This window comes from Mycobacterium sp. (genome assembly GCF_019247635.1).
In the GTDB taxonomy this organism is placed as follows: Bacteria; Actinomycetota; Actinomycetes; order Mycobacteriales; family Mycobacteriaceae; genus Mycobacterium.
On the sequence record NZ_JAFBAR010000018.1, the window covers coordinates 17238 to 31778 of the forward strand.

Below are 14541 nucleotides of genomic sequence, written 5' to 3' on the forward strand. Positions count from 1 at the left end.
CCGGGGCCCGTCGCGGCTGGACGGGACGCTCATCGTCAGCCGGTACCGTGTAGGGCGGTGCAGCAGAGGGCGGGATGGCCGCTTCCTTGCGATCGAGCTGCGACCTAACGACTCTGCCAGCAGGAGACCGCCCCGATGGTCAAGAAGGCCACCAAGGCCAGTAAGGCCAAGCGCACCGAGCGCCAACGCCGCCGCGTCCTCGCGTGGGTCGCGGCTGGGTCGATGGCCGCCGTCGTCGGGCTAGTGATCCTCGCCGTGGTGATCATGTTGCGCAGCGGCAACGGAGCACCACCGTCGGCGGTGCCGCCGGGTGTCTTACCGCCGGGCTCGACCACCACCCATCCGCACAAGCCCCGACCCGCTTCGCAGGACGCGTCGTGCCCCGATGTGCAGCTGCTCGCCGTTCCCGGCACCTGGGAGTCCTGGCCGACGCAGGACCCGCTGAACCCGACACAGTTCCCAAAGGCGTTGCTGCTCAACGTGACCGGGCCGATTTCCCAGCAGTTCCCGGCCAGCCGCGTGCAGACGTACACCGTTCCCTACACCGCCCAGTTCCACAATCCGATGAGCACCGACGGTCAGATGTCCTACAACGAGAGCCGGGCCGAAGGCACCAAAGCGGCGGTCCAAGCGCTGACCGATATGAACGCCAAGTGCCCGTTGACCAGCTATGTGCTGGTCGGCTTCTCGCAGGGCGCGGTGATCGCGGGCGATATCGCCAGCGATATCGGCAACGGCCGCGGACCGGTCGACGACGACCTGGTGCTCGGTGTGACGTTGATCGCCGACGGCCGCCGGCAGCAGGGTGTGGGCAACGACATTCCGCCCAACCCTCCGGGCGAGGGCGCCGAGGTCACCCTGCACGAAGTGCCGATCCTGGCCGGGATGGGATTGACCATGACGGGCCCCCGGCCCGACGGTTTCGGCGTGCTCAACACCAAAATCAATGAGATCTGCGCCCCGGGCGACTTGATCTGCGCCGCCCCGCAGGAGGCGTTCAGTCTCGCCAACCTGCCGACCACACTGAACACGCTGGCCGGTGGGGCAGGCCAGCCTGTGCACGCGATGTATGCCACACCCGACTTCTGGAACTCCGATGGCCAACCGGCCACGGTATGGACCCTGAACTGGACGCATGGGCTGATCGAAACCGCACCGCAGCCGAAACACGGGTGATGGGGCGGCGATAGCGGGCGGTTTCGGCGGTACCTTGTGATTTGGTCTGCCGCGCGCCTCCACCTAACATTAAGAAAAAAGTAAGAGGATTGTGCGCGGTGAGGGGCTGCCCGCGCGGATGTAGCGTCGGCGAGGCCGGCCGAGAAGCAGCGAATAGATGGAGAGTGGGATGGCTTACCACAACCCGTTCATCGTGAACGGAAAGATCAGGTTCCCGGACAACACGAACCTGGTGCGTCACGTTGAGAAGTGGGCGAAGGTGCGTGGCGACAAGCTGGCCTACCGGTTCCTTGACTACTCCACCGAACGCGACGGAGTCGAGCGCGACATTCTGTGGTCCGAATTCAGCGCCCGCAACCGCGCTGTGGGGGCCCGCCTGCAGCAGGTCACCCAACCCGGGGACCGCATCGCCATCCTGTGCCCGCAGAACCTGGATTACCTCGTCGCCTTTTTCGGCGCGCTGTACTCCGGCCGCATCGCGGTGCCGTTGTTCGATCCGGCCGAGCCCGGTCACGTCGGCCGGCTGCACGCCGTTCTTGACGACTGCTCCCCGTCGACGATCCTGACCACCACCGACTCCGCCGAAGGCGTCCGCAAGTTCATCCGCGCCCGTTCGGCCAAGGAACGCCCCCGCGTCATCGCCGTCGACGCGGTGCCCACCGAGGTCGCCTCCACCTGGCTGGAGCCCGAGGCCGACGAGACCACCATCGCCTACCTGCAGTACACGTCGGGCTCCACCCGCACACCGACGGGCGTGCAGATCACCCATCTGAACCTGCCCACCAACGTGCTGCAAACCCTGGTCGCCCTGGAGGGTGCCGAAGGTGACCGCGGCCTGAGCTGGCTCCCGTTCTTCCACGACATGGGCCTGATTACGGCGCTGTGCGCCCCGGTGCTCGGCCAAAGCTTCACCTTTATGACGCCCGCCGCGTTCGTGCGCCGGCCCGGTCGCTGGATCCGCGAACTCGCGCGCAAGCCCGGCGAGACCGGCGGCGTCTTCTCGGCCGCACCGAACTTCGCGTTCGAGCACGCCGCCGTACGCGGCCTGCCCCGCGACGACGAGCCGCCGCTGGACCTGAGCAACGTCAAGGGCATCCTCAACGGCAGCGAGCCGGTGTCGCCCGCCTCGATGCGCAAGTTCTTCGACGCCTTCAAGCCCTACGGTCTGAAGGACACCGCGGTCAAGCCGTCCTACGGCCTGGCCGAGGCGACCCTGTTCGTCTCCACCACCCCCAGCGACGAGCCGCCGAAGGTCATCTACGTCGATCGGGACGAGCTGAACAACCAACGCTTCGTCGAGGTGGCCCCCGACTCGCCGAACGCCGTCGCGCAGGTGTCCGCGGGCAAGGTCGGTGTGGACGAGTGGGCGGTCATCGTCGATGCCGATTCGGCCAGTGAGGTGCCGGACGGCCAAATCGGCGAGATCTGGTTGCATGGTCAGAACCTCGGTACCGGCTACTGGAACAAAGAAGAAGAGACCGCCCAGACTTTCAAAAACATCCTGAAGTCGCGCATCCAGGAGTCGCACGCCGAGGGTGCCGCGGACGACGGGCTGTGGGTCCGCACCGGCGACTACGGCACCTACTTCAACGGTGACCTCTATATAGCGGGCCGGATCAAGGACCTCGTCATCATCGACGGCCGTAACCACTACCCACAGGACCTGGAGTACTCGGCGCAGGAATCCACCAAGGCGCTGCGGGTGGGCTATGTGGCCGCCTTCTCGGTGCCGGCCAACCAGTTGCCGCAGGCAGTATTCGACAACCCGCACGCCGGCCTGAAGTTCGACGCCGAGGACACCTCGGAGCAGCTTGTGATCGTCGGCGAGCGCGCCGCCGGTACGCACAAGCTCGACTACCAGCCCATCGCCGACGACATCCGCGCCGCCATCGCCGTGCGGCACGGGGTGACAGTCCGCGACGTGCTGCTGGTGCAGGCCGGGTCCATCCCGCGCACGTCCAGCGGCAAAATCGGCCGCCGCGCCTGCCTGGCCGCCTACCTCGACGGCAGCCTGCGCAGCGGTGTCGGTTCGCCGACGGCGTTCGCCACCGAATCCTGAGCAGGGAGCCATGTCTGAGATAGCCGAACCGCAGGAGAACCCGCCCGCCAACAAGACCGAGATGACGGTCCCCGAGATGCGGCAATGGCTGCGCAACTGGGTGGGCAAGGCCGTCGGGCAGTCACCCGACGACATCGACGAGTCGATGCCCATGGTGGAGCTCGGCTTGTCGTCGCGCGATGCCGTAGCGATGGCCGCCGACATCGAGGACATGACCGGCGTCACGCTGTCGGTCGCGGTGGCCTTCCAGCATCCGACCATCGAGTCGCTGGCGACCCGCATCATCGAGGGCGAACCCGAAAGGCCCGATGACGGCCTCGGCGATGCCGACTGGACGCGCACCGGCCCCGCCGAACGTGTCGACATCGCGATCGTGGGCCTGTCCACGCGCTTCCCCGGCGACATGAACTCGCCCGAGGAAACCTGGCAGGCGCTGCTGGAAGGCCGCGACGCGATCACCGACCTGCCCGAGGGCCGCTGGTCGGAATTCCTCGAAGAGCCGCGGCTGGCCGCGCGCGTCGAGAGCGCCCGCACCCGCGGCGGATACCTGAAGGACATCAAGGGCTTCGACTCGGAGTTCTTCGCGGTCGCCAAGACCGAGGCCGACAACATCGATCCCCAGCAGCGGATGGCTTTGGAGCTGACCTGGGAGGCGCTCGAGCATGCCCGCATCCCGGCCTCGAGCCTGCGCGGTGAGGCCGTCGGCGTCTACGTCGGCAGCTCTACCAATGACTACAGCTTCCTGGCGGTTTCGGATCCGACGGTCGCGCACCCGTATGCGATCACCGGCACCAGCAGCTCGATCATTGCCAACCGGGTGTCGTACTTCTACGACTTCCGCGGGCCATCGGTCACCGTCGACACCGCGTGCTCGAGTTCGCTGGTGGCTGTGCATCAGGGCGTGCAAGCACTGCGCAACGGCGAGGCCGACGTGGTGGTCGCCGGTGGCGTCAACGCGCTGATCACCCCGATGGTGACGCTCGGGTTCGACGAGATCGGCGCGGTCCTGGCGCCCGACGGCCGGATCAAGTCGTTCTCCGCCGACGCCGACGGCTACACCCGCTCCGAGGGTGCCGGCATGCTGGTGCTCAAGCGGGTCGACGACGCCCGCCGCGACGGCGACCAGATCCTTGCCGTCATCGCCGGCAGCGCGGTCAACCACGACGGCCGCTCCAACGGCCTGATCGCACCCAACCAGGACGCGCAGGCCGAGGTGCTGCGCCGGGCCTATAAGGACGCCGGCATCGACCCGCGCACCGTCGACTACATCGAGGCGCACGGCACCGGCACCATCCTGGGCGACCCGATCGAGGCCGAGGCGCTGGGCCGCGTCGTCGGCCGGGGCCGTCCTGCCGACCGTCCGGCGCTGCTGGGGGCGGTGAAGACCAACGTGGGACACCTGGAGTCGGCGGCCGGTGTGGCGAGCATGGCCAAGGTTGTGCTGGCGCTGCAGCACGACAAGCTGCCACCGTCGATCAACTTCGCCGGACCCAGCCCCTACATCGACTTCGACGCGATGCGTCTGAAGGTGATCGACACCGCCACCGACTGGCCGCGGTACGGCGGTTACGCGCTGGCCGGGGTGTCCAGCTTCGGCTTCGGGGGCGCCAACGCGCACCTGGTGGTGCGCGAGGTCCTGCCGCGCGACGTGGTGGAGAAAGAAGCGCGCGAGCCGGAACCGGAGCCGGCCGCACCGGCAGCCGCTGAAGAGACCGAGACGCCGACGTTCGAGGGTCACTCGCTGCGGTTCGACGAGTACGGCGAGATCATCACCGACGCGGCCGCGGCCGCGGCCGGCGAGGCAGAGCCCGAGCTGCCCGGCGTGACCGAGGAGGCGCTACGGCTCAAAGAGATTGCGTTGGAAGAGCTTGCCGCACAAGAGGTTTCGCCGGATTACCCGAAGCCGTTGGTTCCATTGGTGGTGTCGGCGTTCCTGACTTCGCGCAAGAAGGCCGCCGCGGCCGAACTGGCGGATTGGATGGAAAGCCCCGAGGGTCAGGCGGCGCCGCTCGAGGCGATCGGCCGGTCGCTGTCGCGGCGCAACCACGGACGCTCCCGCGCGGTGGTGCTGGCCCACGACCACGAGGAGGCCGTCAAGGGCCTGCGGGCGATCGCCGAGGGCAAGCAGCGGCCCAATGTGTTCAGCGTCGACGGCCCGGTGACCAACGGCCCGGTGTGGGTGTTGGCTGGGTTCGGCGCGCAGCACCGCAAGATGGGCAAGAGCCTGTATTTGCGCAACCAGGTGTTCGCCGAGTGGATCGAGAAGGTCGACGCGCTGGTCCAGGACGAGCTGGGCTACTCGGTGCTCGAGCTGATCCTGGACGATTCGCAGGACTACGGCATCGAGACCACGCAGGTCACCATCTTCGCGATTCAGATCGCGCTCGGCGAGCTGCTCAAGCACCACGGTGCCAAGCCCGCCGCGGTCGTCGGGCAGTCGCTGGGTGAGGCCGCGTCGGCGTACTTCGCCGGCGGCCTGTCACTGGGCGACGCCACCCGCGCGATCTGCTCGCGCTCGCACCTGATGGGTGAGGGCGAGGCGATGCTGTTCGGCGAGTACATCCGGTTGATGGCGCTGGTGGAGTACTCCGCCGACGAGATCAAGACGGTGTTCTCCGACTTTCCCGACCTGGAGGTGTGCGTCTACGCCGCACCCACCCAGACCGTCATCGGCGGTCCGCCCGACCAGGTGGACGCGATCATCGCCCGTGCCGAGGCCGAGGGCAAGTTCGCCCGCAAGTTCCAGACCAAGGGCGCCAGCCACACTTCGCAGATGGATCCGCTGCTGGGCGAGCTCACCGCCGAGCTGCAGGGCATCAAGCCGACGAGCCCGACGGCCGGCATCTTCTCCACCGTGCACGAGGGCAGCTACGTCAAACCGGGCAGCGACCCGATCCATGACGTCGAGTACTGGAAGAAGGGCCTGCGGCACAGCGTCTACTTCACCCACGGCATCCGCAATGCCGTCGACAGCGGGTACACCACGTTCCTGGAACTGGCGCCCAACCCGGTGGCGCTGATGCAGGTGGGTCTGACCACGGCATCGGCCGGTCTTCATGATGCCCAGCTGATCCCGACGCTGGCCCGCAAGCAGGACGAGGTCGAGTCGATGACCTCGACCATGGCCCAGCTCTACGTGCACGGCCACGACCTGGACGTGCGGACCCTGTTCACCCGCGCGGCCGGACCACAGGACTATGCGAACATCCCGCCGACCCGGTTCAAGCGCAAAGAACACTGGCTGGACGCGCACTTCTCCTCCGCCAGCAGCTCGGTGCTGATGCCGGGTACCCACGTCGCCCTGCCCGACGGTCGGCACGTCTGGGAGTACGCTGCGCGCGGCCTGACGGATTTGGCTGAGTTGGTGAAAAGCGCTGCCGTCGCAGTCCTTCCGGACGCACAGCTGACCGCCAGCGAACAGCGTGCCGTGCCCGGTGAGGGTGCCCGGTTGGTAACGACGTTGACGCGGCACCCGGGCGGCGCTTCGGTTCAGATCCATGCCCGCATCGACGAGTCCTTCACCCTGGTGTACGACGCGCTGGTTACCCGGGCCGGTGCCGGATCGGTGCTTCCGACCGCGGTCGGCGCGGGGACGGCGGTCGTCGCCGCGACCGTCACGCCGGTGTCGGAGGCGCCGGTGTCGGAAGCGTCCGCCGAAGACGACGCCGAGACGCTGTCGGACAGCCTGACCAACCGCTACATGCCGAGCGACTTCGTAAAGTGGTCACCCGAGTCGGGAGAGACCATCGCCGAGCGTCTCGGCGCGATCGTCGCGGCGGCCATGGGTTACGAGCCCGAGGACCTGCCCTGGGAGGTACCGCTGATCGAGCTGGGCCTGGACTCGCTGATGGCGGTGCGGATCAAGAACCGGGTCGAGTACGACTTCGACCTGCCGCCCATCCAGCTGACCGCGGTGCGCGACGCCAACCTCTACAACGTCGAGAAGCTGATCGAGTACGCGATCGAGCATCGCGACGAGGTGGAAGAGCTGCACGAGCACCAGAAGACCCAGACCGCCGAGGAAATCGCGCGGGCGCAGGCCGAACTGCTGCACGGTAAGCGCGCCGCGGAGGCGCCCGTCGAAGAAACCGGGCCACCCGAACCCGCGCCGCCGCCTTCGGACGTGCCCATCCCACCGCCGCCGACCGATCCGTCGGGTCCGTCGGCGAACGGTGGCCGCCCCACTGCGGCCCCGGACCTCAAGGGCGCGGCCGAGGCGCTCAACCAGGAGGCCGTCGCCAAAGCGCTCAACTCCGACGTGCCGCCGCGCGACGCGGCCGAGCGGGTCACCTTCGCCACCTGGGCGATCGTCACCGGCAAGTCCGCCGGCGGGATTTTCAACCCGCTGCCCAAGCTGGACGAAGCCACTGCCGCCAAGCTGGCCCAGCGGCTCTCCGAGCGCGCCGAAGGCCCGATCACCGCCGACGACGTGCTCGGCTCGGAGAGCATCGAGGCGCTGGCCGAGAAGGTGCGCCAGTATCTGGAGGCCGGCCGGATCGACGGGTTCGTCCGGACGCTTCGGGCGCCGCAGGACGACTCGCAGGTACCCGTGTACGTGTTTCACCCGGCCGGCGGTTCGACGGTGGTCTACGAGCCGCTGCTCAATCGGCTGCCGGCGGACACCCCGATGTATGGCTTGGAGCGGGTCGAGGGCACCGTGCAGGAACGGGCCGCCCAGTACGTTCCCAAACTGCTGGAGATGAACGGGGACAAACCTTTCGTCCTGGCCGGCTGGTCGCTGGGTGGCGCATTGGCCTACGCCTGTGCGATCGGGCTCAAGCAGCTGGGCGCGAACGTGGCGTTCGTCGGCATGATCGACACCGTCCGCGCCGGCGAGGAGATCCCGCAAACCAAGGAAGAGACCCGCAAGCGCTGGGACCGGTACGCGAGGTTCGCCGAGCGCACCTTCAATGTCGAGATTCCCGCGATCCCCTACGAGCACCTCGAGGGGCTCGACGACGAGGGCCAGGTCAAGTTCGTCCTGGAGGTCATCAGCCAGAGCGGTGTGCAGGTACCGGGCGGCATCATCGAGCACCAGCGCACGTCGTACCTGGACAACCGGGCATTGGAGACCGTCCAGATCGAGCCGTATGACGGGCACGTCACGCTCTACATGGCCGATCGCTACCATGACGAGGTCGTCGAGATGGAGCCGCGGTACGGTTTTCGGCAGCCGGACGGCGGCTGGGGCGAGTACGTCTCCGACCTCGAGGTCGTGCCGATCGGTGGTGAGCACATCCAGGCCATCGACGAGCCGATCATCGCCAAGGTGGGCGAACACATGACTCGCGCGCTGGGAGATATCGAGGCTGCATGGCAGCCGGGCGAGTCAAGACAGGTTAGGTAGGCACGCAGGTGACAGACACAGCGCCGGCTCCCGTTGTCCACAGCACCACCGAGAAGCTGGCCGAGCTGCGTGATCGCCTGGAGTTGGCCAAGGAGCCCGGTGGCGAGCAGGCCGTCGCCAAGCGCGACAAGAAGGGGATCCCGAGCGCCCGCGCCCGCGTGCATGCGCTGGTGGACCCGGGCACCTTTCTGGAGGTCGGCGCGCTGGCCAAGACCCCCAACGACCCCAACGCGTTGTACGGCGACGGCGTGGTCACCGGGCATGCGCTGATCGACGGCCGGCCGGTCGGGGTGTTCTCCCACGACCAGACGGTGTTTCAGGGCACGGTCGGCGAGATGTTCGGCCGCAAGGTGGCCCGCCTGATGGAATGGTGCGCGATGGTCGGGTGCCCGATCATCGGCATCCAAGATTCCGGTGGCGCCCGCATCCAGGACGCCGTCACCTCGCTGGCTTGGTATGCCGAGCTGGGCCGCCGTCACGAGGCCCTGTCCGGGATTGTGCCGCAGATCTCCCTCATCTTCGGTAAATGCGCTGGGGGAGCGGTGTATTCGCCGATCCAGGACGACCTGCTGGTCGCGGTGCGCGATCAGGGTTACTTCTTCGTCACCGGGCCCGACGTGATCCAGGAGGTCACCGGCGAGGAGGTCAGCCTCGACGAGCTCGGTGGCGCCGACGCCCAGGCCCGCTACGGCAACCTCCATCAGGTAGTGGACTCCGAGGCCGAGGCGTTCCAGTACGTGCGGGACTTCCTGTCGTTCCTGCCGTCCAACTGCTTCGACAAGCCGCCGATCGTCAACCCCGGACTCGAGCCGGAGATCACCCCGACCGACCTCGAGCTCGACTCGATCGTGCCGGATTCCGACAACATGGCCTACGACATGCACGAGATCCTGCTGCGGATCTTCGACGACGGCGACTTCCTCGATGTCGCGGCGCAGGCCGGACCGGCGATCATCACCGGGTTCGCCCGGGTCGACGGACGGCCGGTCGGCGTGCTCGCCAACCAGCCCATGCATCTGTCCGGGTCGATCGACAACGAAGCCTCCGACAAGGCCGCACGGTTCATCCGGTTCTGCGACGCGTTCGAACTCCCGCTGGTCTTTGTGGTGGATACGCCCGGCTTCCTGCCCGGGGCCGAGCAGGAGAAGAACGGCATTATCAAACGCGGCGGACGGTTCCTCTCCGCGGTCGTCGAGGCTGATGTGCCGAAGGTGACGATCACGATCCGCAAGTCTTATGGCGGTGCCTACGCGGTGATGGGGTCTCGGCAGCTGACCGCGGACTTCAACTTCGCCTGGCCGACCGCGCGCATCGCGGTGATCGGCGCCGAGGGAGCCGCGCAGTTGCTGATGAAGCGGTTCCCCGACCCGACGGCGCCCGAGGCGCAGAAGATCAAAAAAGACTTCATCGAGGGTTACAACCTGAACATGGCGATCCCGTGGACCGCCGCCGAACGCGGGTTCATCGACGCGGTCATCGACCCGCACGTCACCCGGCTGCTGCTTCGCAGGTCGCTGCATCTGCTGCGGGACAAGCAACTGTGGTTCCGTGTCGGCCGCAAGCACAGCCTGCTGCCGATCTAGTTTCTGGCGCGAGCAGACACAAAAGCACTCATTTCGTCGGCGTGTCGGGTGCTTTTGCGTCTGTTCACCAGGGCAGCCGGCAGCCCTACTTCGTCGCCTCCACGAAATAGCCGCGCGGTACGTCCGCGACGTCCATCGGCACGACGGGCGCATCCCAGCGGTTGTACCGATTCCCGGGTTCCGCGATATCGGTCACGGTCGCCGACCAGCCGAGGCGTTGCGACAACCGTCCCGGCTCGTCGGTGCCGAACAGCCAGGGGGCGCCGTTGTCGGCCATGGACTGCAGCACCGGCGCCATGAACGCCGCCTCGAGTAGCGTCTTGCCGACGACGTCGTAGAGCAGGACCGAGCCGGGCGCCGACAGCGCGTCGACACGGTCGAACAGCGTGCCGACCGCGGTCTCGTCCAGATACTGCAGATCTGCGTTCGAACCCCAAAGGTCCGGGAGACCCACGAGCGCGTTCTCCAGATCTCCCAATGGACATCCGAGGAACGCCAGCGCTCCGGCGGGCCGGAAGTGGATGGTGATGACGGTATAGATGGGTTCGACGCGGACGACGTAGGAGGCCGCGCCCGCGCCGGCGACAAAGGCCGACGGTACCGCCAGCGGCGCACGGCCGTCGGACGTGTAAAACCCGAGTCCGGTGCGGCCGTCGACATCGATGATCGCCGTGACCGCTCCGCGCGGCAGCGCCCGGCTGGTGTGTGCGCCGGCGGCGCTGTCGCCGTCCCAGTAGCCGAAATACTCGATGTGGTCGGCAAGCGGTGGGTTCGGTTTGAATATCCGCGGACCGGTCATCGCATCCCGCGCCTAAACCGCCAGCGCGCCGCCGGCCAACTCGTCGAAACGCTCCAGCGCCTCGTCGGAGTCAGCGTCGATCCCGCGCAACGGCCCGCGATCGGCGAGATACCGCTGCGCGTACAGCCGCGCGACGAGCGCCTTGCGGTCGCCCCCGCGGGCCTCGCGCTCCCAGGCGGCCTGCTCGATGAGCAGCGCGCCGGCATAGACGTCGCCCATGAACATCGCGAGCGGGAAGAGCCGCGCCTCGGCCAGCCCCGTCAACCGGCAGCCGTCGAGTTTCGTCCAGGCGGTGATCGCCGCGTCGAGATCCTCGATGCGCTCGGCGACCAGGCGGGTGGTCTCGCAGTCATCGGAGACCGACACGGCGTCCCGCATCCGCGCCAAGAGCGTCTCGTGCGCGCTGGTCTTCTCGATGCCGCGGCGCACGTCCAGGCAGAGGATGTTGTCGGGCCCCTCCCAGATGGTATTGACCTGTGCGTCGCGCAAAAGCCTTGCCACCGGCCAGGTTTCGATGTAGCCGTTGCCGCCGTGGATTTCGATCGCGTCCGACGCCGCGGTGATGCCGAGCCGGCAGACCTTGAGCTTGGTGACCGGCACCGCGATGCGCTGCCGCATGCCCCTCGGCTGGCGGTGGTTGGCGGCGCCGGTGCCGTCGAACACCAACGCGAGCGCCGCTTCGACGTCGACGATCATTTCGGCGAGCTTGCGGCGCATCAGCGGCTTGTCGATCAGCGCCGCGCCGAACGCCTGCCGCTGACGGGCGTAGCACAGCGACTCGACCAGGGCGCGGCGTGCGTTGCCCAGCGCGAACAGGGCGATGCCGAGGCGGGCGGCGTTGGTCAGCTCCATCATGCGGCCGAGGCCCTTGCCGTCGGCCGGGCCCGCTTGAGCTTCCGGACCGCTGGGTTCGCCGGAAAGCAGGAAGGCCTCGGCGTCGACGAACTCGATCTCGCCGGATGCGACCGAGCGGGTGCCGAGTTTGTCCTTGAGCCGACGGATCCGTACCCCGTTGCGCGAACCGTCGCGGCGGGTGCGCAGCACCAGGAAGGTGGCGACGCCACGGGTGGAGTCGGGTGCGCCCTCGGGCTTGGCCAGGACGACGAACGCCTCGCCGGCGCAGTTCGACGCGAACCACTTGAAGCCGTTGAGCACCCAGGCGTCGCCGTCGCGGGTCGCGGTGGTCTCGAGCGCCCCCAGGTCGGAGCCGCCGGTCCGTTCGGTCAAGAGCTGGGCCGTTTCGCCCGCCCACTCGCCCGAGTCGAACTTGGCCAGCACGTGGTCCCGCACGTCGGGCGGGGCGTAGGCCGCCACCAGCGACTGGACCATGCCCCCGCCGGTGCCGAGTGCGCAGCCCATACCGATGTCGGCCTGGTTGAGCAGATAATTCGACGCGAACATCGCCAGCGACGAGCTGAAGCCACCGGCTCGAGCCTCGGAACGCAGCGCCGACTGCGCGTCCAGCACTGCGCGTTTGGATTCGGTGAACGACGCCGGCATGACGACGCGGCTGACGTCGTGTCCCCACCGGTCGTACCGCTCGAGTCGGGGCGGGTTGCGGTCGGTCTCCTCGGCCCACCGCGCCACCGGCCCGCCCATCAGTTCGCCGATGCGCCCCAGGTGCGGCTCGACGACGGCCAGTTCGTCCGGTTGCAGGTAGTACGCCATGGTGAACCGCAGCGTGGGATCGGTGAGGTACCAGTTGAGGCCGACAGCGCCGTGGTAGTGCTCGGTCGCATAGCGTTGCGACTTCTCGGGAGTCGAGAAGGGCAGCCTGTCGACGGCTTCCAAGTCGTACTCACTCATGCCGCGACGGTATTACAGCCGCGGCATCAGGTGAAGCTCACTACACGGGTGCCACGAATTCCGAGGTGTAGGCCTCCGCGGGATTCTGGGAATGCTCGTTCGGGCGCGAGATGCTCACCCAGACGCCTGTGGTGCCCGACCGGATGGTGTCTTGGATGGTCACCGTCCCAACGCCCGATGCGTCGGTGTCCATGCCGGCGGCGGCGACGCCCGGTTGTCCGGGAGCGCATCCGGCCGACGCCGGTCGCGGCGCCTGGATCAGCTCGACGTCGAAGTGGGTGCCTGGATCCGGCGCGTCGACCAGTTGCACCTCGGCGATCACCTGTGAGCCCGCCGTGCGTATGCGGGCGGTGCCGCCGCCCAGGGTGGCCCGAGGCGTCATGGGAGCAATTCCGTCCCGACTGAAATCGCATGCGCGTTGGTATGCGTCCAGGACCACGAGCGTGACGCCGGGCGCGGCGGCGGCGGTGCCCGCCGCGAACATCCCCGTCGAGGAGGCCGCCAGCACGAATACGGCAGCGGATGTTTTGACGCGGGTAGTCGTGTCCATCTGTCCCTACTATCTTGTGCCCGATGAACTGCCGACCCGCGGTTGATATTGACCGTATTTGTCAAATTAAACAAGAAGACATCAAGTGTATTAGTGTCAAATAAAGGCGTTCAGCCTCGCGGGTCGGAATCGCTTTATTTGTCGTCGACATTTGCCGGCAAAATTCTCGGATTCGACGCCTGTACGTGGACCAGGGCGGTCGCAGCGTCGTGCCGCGCTAACTGGGCGGAAATCGTCGTCGGAATAAATCGACGCTGCCGTCAACGCCTGGCCGCAGTCGGCGCGAGGGGCCCCCAGCTGTGCATGGCGCTGACCGGGCTGTACCCGGTTGCGACGAGGGGTCACCGGCAGGTCCGATGATCGGGCGCCAGGCCAGTGTCGGTTTGCGAATTCGTCCGGCACAATCCTGTCCGGGTTTGTTTATTGTGAGTCCGGGAGAGCAGGAGACATTGCGACATGGACGCCAAGATCACCGGTACCGTCATGCCCGTCCTGGAAGTATCACTGAGCCCGGGCGAGATCCTCACCGCCGAAGCTGGAGAGCTGTCCTGGATCAGCGAGTCGATCCAGCTGCGAACGTCGACCCGGATGGCAGGTTCGACAGGGTTTCTCGGCGGGATCAAACGTGCGGTGGGCGGCGGCGGCCTATTCATGACTGAATACAGCGCCGTCGATCGGCCGGGCAACGTCGCGTTTGCCGCCAAGCTGCCCGGCCATATCGTGCCGGTGCACCTGCGCCCGGACACGCCGTATCTGGTGCACCGGCACGGGTTCCTCTGCGGCGTCGGCGATGTGCAGCTGTCGATCGCGTTTCAGCGCAAGCTTGGCGCCGGCATATTCGGCGGCGCCGGGTTCGTTTTGCAACACCTGAGCGGCAACGGCCAGGCGTGGATCGAACTATCCGGCGAGACCGTCGCCTACACGCTGGGTCCGGGACAAACCTTGCGGGTGCATCCCGGTCACGTCGGTATGTTCGACGCCTCGGTGACGTTCGACATCACCCGCGTCCCAGGAATCAAGAACATGTTGTTCGGCGGCGACGGCCTGTTTCTCGCCACCCTGACCGGACCAGGACGCATCTGGCTGCAAACCCTGACCGTCAGCAATCTTGCCCACGCCATTACGCCTTACCTCCCACAACCTTCGGGGGAGTCACGCGGCGGCGGCTGGGTCCGGACGGTCGGCAACCTCATCTCCGATTGATCGCCCACGCCTGACCGG

General features: G+C 67.4%; 8 protein-coding genes. 5 read left to right on the top strand and 3 right to left on the bottom strand.

What is annotated here, in order from left to right; translation table 11 throughout:
- The first annotated feature begins 135 nt into the window (after positions 1-135).
- The 4 genes from JO236_RS02830 (at position 136) to JO236_RS02845 (ending at position 10165) form a co-directional block, all read left to right on the top strand.
- A complete protein-coding gene (locus JO236_RS02830) occupies positions 136-1176 on the top strand; it encodes a cutinase family protein (RefSeq protein WP_293324443.1) in 1041 nt (346 codons plus the stop codon).
- 169 nt (positions 1177-1345) lie between these two features.
- Positions 1346-3235, top strand: coding sequence for a long-chain-fatty-acid--AMP ligase FadD32 (gene fadD32, locus JO236_RS02835; RefSeq protein ID WP_293324445.1), 1890 nt, complete (start codon positions 1346-1348; stop codon positions 3233-3235).
- Positions 3236-3245: 10 nt separating this feature from the next.
- Positions 3246-8582 (top strand): polyketide synthase Pks13, encoded by a 5337-nt coding sequence (pks13, locus tag JO236_RS02840; RefSeq protein WP_293324448.1) that lies wholly within the window; start codon positions 3246-3248, stop codon positions 8580-8582.
- 8 nt (positions 8583-8590) lie between these two features.
- The gene (locus JO236_RS02845) at positions 8591-10165 is read left to right on the top strand and encodes an acyl-CoA carboxylase subunit beta (RefSeq protein WP_293324451.1); all 1575 of its coding nucleotides are present in this window, start codon (positions 8591-8593) and stop codon (positions 10163-10165) included.
- An 85-nt stretch (positions 10166-10250) separates the two neighbouring features.
- Here the strand turns inward: JO236_RS02845 and JO236_RS02850 are convergent, their stop codons facing one another.
- The 3 genes from JO236_RS02850 to JO236_RS02860 are packed head-to-tail and all read right to left on the bottom strand — an operon-like array spanning position 10251 to position 13320.
- Positions 10251-10964 (bottom strand): DUF6597 domain-containing transcriptional factor, encoded by a 714-nt coding sequence (locus JO236_RS02850; RefSeq protein ID WP_293324453.1) that lies wholly within the window; start codon positions 10962-10964, stop codon positions 10251-10253.
- 12 nt (positions 10965-10976) lie between these two features.
- Positions 10977-12770: an acyl-CoA dehydrogenase family protein gene (locus JO236_RS02855; RefSeq protein WP_293324456.1), complete on the bottom strand. Its 1794-nt coding sequence runs from the start codon at positions 12768-12770 to the stop codon at positions 10977-10979.
- Positions 12771-12810: 40 nt separating this feature from the next.
- Complete coding sequence (locus JO236_RS02860; protein WP_293324459.1) at positions 12811-13320, bottom strand: hypothetical protein; 510 nt, start codon at positions 13318-13320, stop codon at positions 12811-12813.
- 456 nt (positions 13321-13776) lie between these two features.
- Between JO236_RS02860 and JO236_RS02865 the strand changes: the two genes are divergently transcribed.
- Positions 13777-14523, top strand: coding sequence for an AIM24 family protein (locus JO236_RS02865; protein WP_293324461.1), 747 nt, complete (start codon positions 13777-13779; stop codon positions 14521-14523).
- Positions 14524-14541 lie beyond the last annotated feature (18 nt).